This is a genomic window from Streptomyces sp. NRRL WC-3742 (assembly GCF_000720635.1).
Lineage (GTDB): Bacteria > Actinomycetota > Actinomycetes > Streptomycetales > Streptomycetaceae > Kitasatospora.
Genome location: NZ_JOCF01000047.1, coordinates 104,146 through 112,095, shown reverse-complemented (window position 1 = coordinate 112,095; position 7,950 = coordinate 104,146). Strand labels below are relative to the sequence as shown.

Below are 7,950 nucleotides of genomic sequence, written 5' to 3'. Positions count from 1 at the left end.
CACCTCCGCCGCGAACGGAGCGATCTTCGCCTCGGCCAGCGAACGCACCGCCTCACGGAGCATCTCGTGCTCCTCGGAGATACGGAAGAGATCGAAGTCAGCCGCGCCTGCGCTGCCCGCCATGATGCCCGCCTCGTCCAGCTCGAAGTACCGGTTAACTACCGTTCAGTACCAGATCCTAGGGCTCCGACCTGCGGCTGCCTAGCGTCTCGGACGCGGGCGGATCGGGCGCCCCGGCGGGGCCCGATAGCATCGGGGAGCACCTGGTTCCGGTCGGCAGGCCGGTCTCAGCACACGTCGAACCGCATGTCGAACCGCACTAAGGGGAACCCGTGACCCTCCGCATCTCCGTGATCGGCACCGGATACCTCGGCGCCACGCACGCCGCCGCGATGGCGGAGTTCGGCTTCGAGGTGCTGGGTCTGGACATCGACCCCGACAAGATCGCCATGCTGACCGCCGGCCGCGTCCCGATGTACGAGCCGGGGCTGTCCGAGCTGCTGGTCAAGCACGTGGCCGGGCACGAGGGTTCGACCGGGCGGCTGCGCTTCACCAGCTCCGTCGAGGAGGTCGCGCGGTTCGCCGACGTCCACTTCGTCTGCGTCAACACCCCGCAGCGCAAGGGCGAGTTCGCGGCCGACATGTCGTACGTGGACGCCGTGATCGAGGAGCTGGCCCCGCACCTGACCCGCCCGGTCCTGGTCGTCGGCAAGTCCACCGTGCCGGTCGGCTCGGCGGCCCGGCTCGCCGAGCGGCTGGCCGCGCTGGCCCCGGTCGGCGAGGAGGCCGAACTCGCCTGGAACCCGGAGTTCCTGCGCGAGGGCTTCGCCGTCCAGGACACCCTGCGGCCGGACCGGATCGTGGTCGGCGCGCGCAGCGAGCGGGCCGAGCGGCTGCTGCGCGAGGTGTACGCCGAGCCGATCGCGGCCGGGGTGCCGTTCCTGGTCACCGACTACGCGACCTCCGAGCTGGTGAAGGCCGCCGCGAACTCCTTCCTGGCCACCAAGATCTCCTTCATCAACGCGATGGCCGAGGTCTGCGAGGCGGCCGGCGCGGACGTCACGATGCTCTCCACCGCGCTCGGGCACGACGAGCGGATCGGCCGCAAGTTCCTCAACTCCGGCCTCGGCTTCGGCGGCGGCTGCCTGCCCAAGGACATCCGGGCGTTCATGGCCCGGGCCGGCGAGCTGGGCGCCGACCAGGCGCTGACCTTCCTGCGCGAGGTCGACTCGATCAACATGCGCCGCCGCTCCCGGATGGTCGAGCTGGCCCGCGAGCAGTGCGGCGGCGGGTTCCTGGGCCGCCGGGTGGCCGTGCTCGGCGCCGCCTTCAAGCCCAACTCGGACGACATCCGGGACTCCCCCGCCCTCAACGTGGCCGCGCAGATCCAGCTCCAGGGCGCCCAGGTCACCGTCTACGACCCGAAGGCCGTCGACAACGCCCGCAGGATGTTCCCCTCCCTCACCTACGCCGGCTCCGCCCTGGAGGCGGCCGAGGGCGCCCACGTCGTCCTCCACCTCACCGAGTGGGCCGAGTTCCGCGAGCTGGACCCGGCCGCGCTCGGCGCCGTCGTCGCCGAACGCCGCCTCCTGGACGGCCGCAACGTCCTCGACGCCGACGCCTGGCGCGCCGCCGGATGGACGTACCGCGCCCTGGGCCGCCCCAGCTGACGCACCTCCTGGGGGAATCCCCCTCCGGGGTATGCCGTTGACAGCGGTATGACGAACTACGGCGACGAAGCGACGGTCCGCGAGATCCTCACCGGCACCGGCGACACCTGGGCGGTGGTGGGCCTGTCCACCAACACCGCCCGGGCCGCCCACGGCGTGGCGCGGGTGCTGCAGAAGTACGGCAAGCGCGTCGTGCCTGTCCACCCGAAGGCCGAGACCGTCCTCGGCGAGCAGGGCTACGCCTCGCTCGCCGAGATCCCGTTCCCCATCGACGTGGTGGACGTGTTCGTTCGGTCCGACCTCGCCGGGGAGGTGGCCGATCAGGCGGTGGCCGTCGGGGCCAAGGCGGTCTGGTTCCAGCTGGGCGTGGTGGACGAGGCCGCGTACGGGCGCACGCGGGAGGCCGGGCTGGCCATGGTCATGGACAGGTGCCCGGCCATCGAGATCCCTCTGCTGGACAGGTCCTAGCCGTCCAGCTGCGCGATGGTGGCGATGGACGGGCGGCGGCTCGTGCGCAGCGAGGCGGCGGCGGACTCGGCGTCGCGCAGGACGCGTACCGCGTTGTGCCAGGTGAGCTTGGCGAGGTCGGCCTCGGACCAGTGGCGGCCGAGGAGTTCGGCGACCAGGTTCGGGTAGCCGGCCACCGAGTCGAGGCCCTCCGGCAGGAAGGCGGTGCCGTCGAAGTCGCCGCCGATGCCGATGTGGTCGATGCCGGCGACCTCGCGCATGTGGTCGAGGTGGTCGGCGACGGTGGCCGGGGTGGCGACCGGGCGCGGGTGCTCGGCCTCGTAGGCGCGCTGGCGCTCCATCGCGGGCGGGGTGGTGTCCAGCGGGTGGAAGCCGTGGGCGCGCATGTTCTCGTCGGCCTCGGCCGTCCACTCGATGGCGGCGGGCAGGATGAACTTGGGCACGAAGGTCGCCATCGCCACCCCGCCGTTGGCGGGCAGCTGGGCGAGCACGTCGTCGGGGATGTTGCGCGGGTGGTCGCAGACGGTCCGCGCGGAGGAGTGCGAGAAGACGACGGGCGCCTCGGTGACGCGCAGCGCGTCGCGCATGGTGTCGGCGGAGACGTGCGAGAGGTCGACGAGCATGCCGAGCCGGTTCATCTCCCGGACGACCTCCTCGCCGAAGCGGGTCAGCCCGCCCGCCACCGGCTTGTCGGTGGCGGAGTCCGCCCACGGCACGTTGTCGTTGTGGGTGAGCGTCATGTACCGCACGCCCATCTCGTACAGGGCCCGCAGGGTGGCGAGCGAGCAGTCGATGGAGTGGCCGCCCTCGGCGCCCATGAGGGAGGCGATCCGGCCCTCGGCGCGGGAAGCCTCCATGTCGGCGGCCGTACGGGCGAGGCGCAGCCGGTCGGGATAGCGCTCGACCAGGGCGTGGACGAAGTCGATCTGCTCCAGGGTGGCGCTGACGGCGTGGTCCCCGGCGAGCGAGGCGGGCACGTAGACGGACCAGAACTGCGCGCCGACCCCGCCCTCCGCGAGGCGGGCGAGGTCGGTGTGCAGGTGGTCGCTCTGGTCGGCGGCGAGGTCGAGCGCGCCGAGGTCGTACCCGGCCTGCTCGCGCATCGCCCAGGGGAGGTCGTTGTGGCCGTCCACCACGGGGGCGGTGCGCAGCAGTGCGCGGGCGCGGTCGAGCGGGGTGAGGGAGTCCGAAGTCATACCGGTTGTTCTACCCCACCCCCACGACAGGGGTTACTTGCCGAAGCCGAAGGAGCTGGAGCCGGCGACCTTGGCGCGCAGCTTCTTGCCCTTCTCGGTGGCCTGGTTGTTGAGCTCGGCCTGGAACTCGGCCATCTTCTCGGTGAGTTCGGGGTCGAAGGCGGCGAGCATCCGCACCGCGAGCAGGCCCGCGTTGCGCGCGCCGGCCACCGAGACGGTCGCCACCGGCACGCCGGCGGGCATCTGGACGATGGAGAGCAGGCTGTCCATGCCGTCCAGGTAGCGCAGCGGCACCGGCACGCCGATGACGGGCAGCGGGGTGACGGAGGCGAGCATGCCCGGCAGGTGGGCGGCGCCGCCGGCGCCCGCGATGATCGCCTTGAGGCCGCGGGTGTGGGCGTTCTCGCCGTACGCGACCATCTCGCGCGGCATCCGGTGGGCGGAGACGACGTCCACCTCGTACGGGATCTCGAACTCGTCGAGGGCCTGGGCGGCGGCCTCCATGACGGGCCAGTCGGAGTCCGAGCCCATGACGATGCCAACAACAGGAGCGGCGGAGGTCATTCGGTGATCGTTCCTCGCAGGTAGGCGGCCGCGTGGCGGGCGCGCTCGCGGACGTCGTCGAGGTCGTCCCCGAAGACGTTGACGTGGCCGACCTTGCGGCCGGGCTTCACGTCCTTCCCGTACATGTGGATGCGCAGCCCGGGGTCACGGGCCATGCAGTGCAGGAAGGCGTGGTACATGTCCGGGTAGTCGCCGCCGAGGACGTTGACCATGACGGTCCACCTGGCGCGCGGCCGGGGGTCGCCGAGCGGGAGGTCGAGGACGGCCCGCAGGTGGTTCTCGAACTGCGAGGTGACGGCGCCGTCCTGGGTCCAGTGCCCGGAGTTGTGGGGGCGCATCGCGAGTTCGTTGACGAGGATGCGGCCGTCGCGGGTCTGGAACAGCTCGACGGCGAGGTGGCCGACGATGCCGAGCTCGCCGGCGATGCGCAGGGCGAGCTGCTGGGCCTCGTCGGACAGGGCCGGGTCGAGGCCGGGCGCGGGGGCGGTGACCTCGGCGCAGACGCCGTTCTCCTGGACGCTCTCGACGACCGGGTAGGCGACGGCCTGGCCGCTGGGCGAGCGGACGACGTTGGCGGCCAGCTCGCGGACGAAGTCGACCTTCTCCTCGGCCAGCACGGGGACGCCGGCGAGGAACGGCGCCTGCGCCTGCTCCTCGTCGTCGACGACCCAGACGCCCTTGCCGTCGTAGCCGCCGCGGACGGTCTTGAGGACGACGGGGTAGCCCGTGCCCTCGCCGGCGAAGGCGGTGACGTCGGCCGGGTCGGCGACCAGCCGGTGCCGGGGGCAGGGCACGTCGATGGAGTCCAGCTTGGCCCGCATCACGCCCTTGTCCTGGGCGTTGACCAGGGCCTCCGGGCCGGGGCGCACGGCGATGCCGTCCGCCTCCAGGGCGCGCAGGTGCTCGGTCGGCACGTGCTCGTGGTCGAAGGTGATCACGTCGCAGCCGGCGGCGAAGGCGCGCAGGGTGTCGAGGTCGCGGTAGTCACCGAGGACGACCTCGGAGACGACCTGCGCCGCGGAGTCCTGGGGCGTGTCGGCGAGGAGTTTGAACCTGACCCCCAGCGGGATGCCCGCCTGGTGTGCCATGCGGGCCAACTGCCCGCCGCCGATCATGCCCACCACTGGAAAATTCACATTGCCCGGGGAAGTCACGCGGCCCAGGATATCCGGGCCGGTGGGAGGTGGTGGAGCCGCCCGGGGACGGTGAGTACTGGACGCGCGTAGATGTCAACCCCTACCCCGGAGGGCTGAGCCGTTCGATGGAAGCGGGTAGCCTGGACGGCCAGGTCCTCGTCCGCGTAGTCGGATCATGTGCGTGCACGCAGGACTCAAGGGGTGGCTCCGGCCCGGTGGGACACCCTTTCGTCCCGCAGGTACATGGAGGCAGCCCGGTATGGCGACGACCGAAGCTTCGAAACCCCCGCTCGAGCAGAAGCTGCGCGGGCTCACGGGTGAGGTCGTGAAGTTCGGCATCGTCGGCCTGAGCGGCGTGGTGGTCAACTTCGCCGTGTTCTGGGTCTGCATCAACGGCCTGGGCCTGGCCTCGCTGCGGTCCAACATCGCGGCGACGGTCATCGCGATCGCCACCAACTACCTCGGCTACCGCTACTGGCTGTACCGGGACCGGGACGCCGCCTCCCGCAAGCGCGAGATCACGCTGTTCCTGATCTTCAGCGGCATCGGCATGCTGATCGAGACCGGCGTGCTCGCCTTCACCGTCTACGTGCTGAACCTGGACTCGCACTACGAGCAACTGGGCGCCAAGGTCGTCGGCCTCGGCCTCGGCACGGTGTTCCGCTTCGTCTCGTACCGGACCTGGGTGTTCAAGGCGCTGCCCGAGACCGAGGAGCCGGCGACCGCCGGCGCTGCCACGGTTCCCGCGCCCGCCACCGCCAGCGGGCAGGAGCTGGCCGCCCAGGCCGAGCTGATGCTGGCCGCCGAGCAGATCCGCTACGCCCCCGCCGAGTAGCAGCCGCTCCTCCTCCCCCGCGCTTGCCTCCGCTTGCAGGGCCCGCCTCCCCGAGAGGACAGTGGTGACCGAGGGCGAGCACGGCCTGCGGACGATCGAGGCCAGGGGGTCAGGAGGCTCGCCATGGCGTTCGTCCAGATCATCGACTGCAAGACCGACAAACTCGACGACCTCAACCGGCTCATGGACACCTGGGCCGAGTCAACGAAGGGCAGGCGCACCGCCTCCCACGCGGTGGTCGCCACCGACCGCTCCGACAAGAGCCACGTCGTGGAGATCGTGGAGTTCCCCTCCTACGAGGAGGCGATGCGCAACTCCAAGCTGCCCGAGACGGACCGGATCTTCCGCGAGATGGTGGCGCTCTGTGACGCGCCGCCCACCTTCACCGACCTCGACGTGGTCCGCGACGCCCAGTTCAACAAGGCCCTCGCGAGCAGGGTCCTGGACGGGCTGGCCGCGGGCGACCTCGACGTCATCGACGAGTGCATGGCCGCCGACTACCACGACCACGACTACGGCAGCGAGGGCGACGCGGTCGGCATCCAGGCGTTCCGAGAGCGCTGCGCCGCCTACGTGGACGCCTTCGAGTTCACCTTCGAGGTGGAGAGCCAGATCGCCGAAGGCGACGAGGTCGCCACCCGCTGGACCTGGCACGCCCACCAGAAGGGCGCCTTCCGGGAGATCCCGAACACCGGCAGGTCGGTGATCGGGCGCGGCACGACCACTTTCCGCTGCCACAACGGCCGGATCACCGAGGGCTGGTGGCAGTGGGACGTCATGGGCCTGATGCGCCAGCTCGGCGTGCTGCCCTCCGGATGACCCCGATCATTCCGATCACTCCGCGTGGCTGCGGCCGAGGAACAGCGCGAACACCGGCGGCCTCAGTGAGAGCAGCTCCAGCCTCCCGCCGTCCGCCTCCGCGAGGTCGCGGGCGACGGCGAGGCCGATGCCGGTGGAGTTGCGGCCGCTGACGGCCCGCTCGAAGACCCGGTTGCCGAGGTCCGGCGGCACGCCCTGGCCCTGGTCCTGCACCTCGACCACCACCGAGGTGCCGGAGGGCCGCACCCGCAGGGTGATCGTCCCGGCGCCGTGCATCAGCGAGTTCTCGATCAGCGTGGCGAGCACCTGGGCGACCGTCCCCGGGGTGCCGACCACGGTGACGCCGTGCAGGCCCTCCAGGGAGAGCAGCCGGCCCTTCTCCCGCAGCGTCGGGCCCCACTCCTCCACCTGCTGCTTGATCACCTCGTCCAGGTCGAAGGCGACGGCGGTGGGGCTGCGCGGGTCGCGCTGGGTGGTGAGCAGCCGCTGGACGACGTCGGTGAGCCGCTCGACCTGCTGGAGGGCGATGGTCGCCTCCTCCTTGACGGTCTCCGGGTCCTCGGCGACGGCGGTGATCTCCTCCAGCCGCATGGACAGCGCGGTGAGCGGGGTGCGCAGCTGGTGCGAGGCGTCGGCGGCGAGCCGGCGTTCGGCGGTGAGCATCCGGGCGATCCGTTCGGCGCTGGTGTCCAGCACCTCGGCGACGCGGTCGAGCTCGGGAACCCCGTAGCGGCGGTCGCGCGGGCGAGGGTCGCCGGAGCCCAGCCGCTCGGCGGTCTCGGCGAGGTCGGTGAGCGGGCGGGCGAGCCGCTTGGCCTGCCGGACGGCGAGGGCGACGGCCGCCTGGATGGCCAGCAGGGCGACGACGCCGAGCAGCAGCAGCATGTTGGCGACCTCGTGGTCGACGTCCTCGCGGGACTGCTCGACGGTGACGATCGCGCCGCTGCTCCCGCGTTCGGCGGCCTTCAGCAGCTGGTTCCCGGCCGGGCGCTCACCGGCCGAGACGACGTCCTGGCCGGGCAGCTGCACCTCGACGTAGCTGCCGTCGGTGACCTGGCTCTCGAAGGAGTGCCCGTTGACCGCCTCGTTGGCGTTGATCCGGCTCTCGACCAGGGCGAGCACCCGGACGGCGGTCGCGTCGACCCGGTCGCGGGCCGAGTTGACGATGGTGCGCTTCTCGACCAGGGCGAGCGGTACGCAGAACACCACGACCACCACCAGGACGACGCCCAGCAGCGAGTTGATCATCCGGCGTTTCACGC

The 7,950-nt window shown here is 71.6% G+C and carries 8 protein-coding genes and 1 pseudogene; 4 read left to right on the top strand and 5 right to left on the bottom strand.

Going from position 1 to position 7,950, the window contains the following annotated elements; all coding sequences use genetic code 11:
* Positions 1 to 123: pseudogene (locus tag IH61_RS46210) on the bottom strand (acyl-CoA dehydrogenase family protein); the annotation flags it as partial.
* A gap of 209 nt (positions 124 to 332) precedes the next feature.
* Between IH61_RS46210 and IH61_RS0125015 the strand changes: the two are divergent.
* Positions 333 to 1,670, top strand: coding sequence for a UDP-glucose dehydrogenase family protein (locus IH61_RS0125015; protein WP_031073586.1), 1,338 nt, complete (start codon positions 333 to 335; stop codon positions 1,668 to 1,670).
* Positions 1,671 to 1,718: 48 nt separating this feature from the next.
* Entirely contained in the window at positions 1,719 to 2,138 is a 420-nt protein-coding gene (locus tag IH61_RS0125010) for a CoA-binding protein (RefSeq protein WP_031073584.1), read from the top strand.
* Here the strand turns inward: IH61_RS0125010 and IH61_RS0125005 are convergent.
* The 3 genes from IH61_RS0125005 to IH61_RS0124995 are packed head-to-tail and all read right to left on the bottom strand — an operon-like array spanning position 2,135 to position 5,034.
* Complete coding sequence (locus IH61_RS0125005) at positions 2,135 to 3,334, bottom strand: dipeptidase (RefSeq protein ID WP_031073582.1); 1,200 nt, start codon at positions 3,332 to 3,334, stop codon at positions 2,135 to 2,137. The genes IH61_RS0125010 and IH61_RS0125005 overlap by 4 nt on opposite strands.
* A gap of 33 nt (positions 3,335 to 3,367) precedes the next feature.
* Entirely contained in the window at positions 3,368 to 3,898 is a 531-nt protein-coding gene (gene purE / locus IH61_RS0125000; RefSeq protein ID WP_031073580.1) for a 5-(carboxyamino)imidazole ribonucleotide mutase, read from the bottom strand.
* Positions 3,895 to 5,034 carry a 5-(carboxyamino)imidazole ribonucleotide synthase gene (locus IH61_RS0124995; RefSeq protein WP_031073577.1) on the bottom strand — a complete coding sequence of 380 codons (1,140 nt, stop codon included), beginning with the start codon at positions 5,032 to 5,034 and terminating at the stop codon, positions 3,895 to 3,897. Before IH61_RS0124995 ends, purE begins: the two co-directional genes overlap by 4 nt.
* A 259-nt stretch (positions 5,035 to 5,293) precedes the next feature.
* Between IH61_RS0124995 and IH61_RS0124990 the strand changes: the two genes are divergently transcribed.
* Complete coding sequence (locus tag IH61_RS0124990) at positions 5,294 to 5,869, top strand: GtrA family protein (protein ID WP_051837901.1); 576 nt, start codon at positions 5,294 to 5,296, stop codon at positions 5,867 to 5,869.
* 123 nt (positions 5,870 to 5,992) lie between these two features.
* Positions 5,993 to 6,688: an ester cyclase gene (locus IH61_RS0124985; RefSeq protein ID WP_031073574.1), complete on the top strand. Its 696-nt coding sequence runs from the start codon at positions 5,993 to 5,995 to the stop codon at positions 6,686 to 6,688.
* A gap of 15 nt (positions 6,689 to 6,703) precedes the next feature.
* Here the strand turns inward: IH61_RS0124985 and IH61_RS0124980 are convergent, their stop codons facing one another.
* Positions 6,704 to 7,948, bottom strand: a complete 1,245-nt coding sequence (locus IH61_RS0124980; protein ID WP_031073573.1) for an ATP-binding protein — start codon at positions 7,946 to 7,948, stop codon at positions 6,704 to 6,706.
* Positions 7,949 to 7,950 lie beyond the last annotated feature (2 nt).

Excerpts from the sequence above, each read along its gene's own strand:
- IH61_RS0125010 (WP_031073584.1), top strand. The coding sequence starts at position 1,719 with ATGACGAACTACGGCGACGAAGCGACGGTCCGCGAGATCCTCACCGGC.
- purE (WP_031073580.1), bottom strand. The coding sequence starts at position 3,898 with ATGACCTCCGCCGCTCCTGTTGTTGGCATCGTCATGGGCTCGGACTCC.
- IH61_RS0124985 (WP_031073574.1), top strand. The coding sequence starts at position 5,993 with ATGGCGTTCGTCCAGATCATCGACTGCAAGACCGACAAACTCGACGAC.
- IH61_RS0124990 (WP_051837901.1), top strand. The coding sequence starts at position 5,294 with ATGGCGACGACCGAAGCTTCGAAACCCCCGCTCGAGCAGAAGCTGCGC.
- IH61_RS0125005 (WP_031073582.1), bottom strand. The coding sequence starts at position 3,334 with ATGACTTCGGACTCCCTCACCCCGCTCGACCGCGCCCGCGCACTGCTG.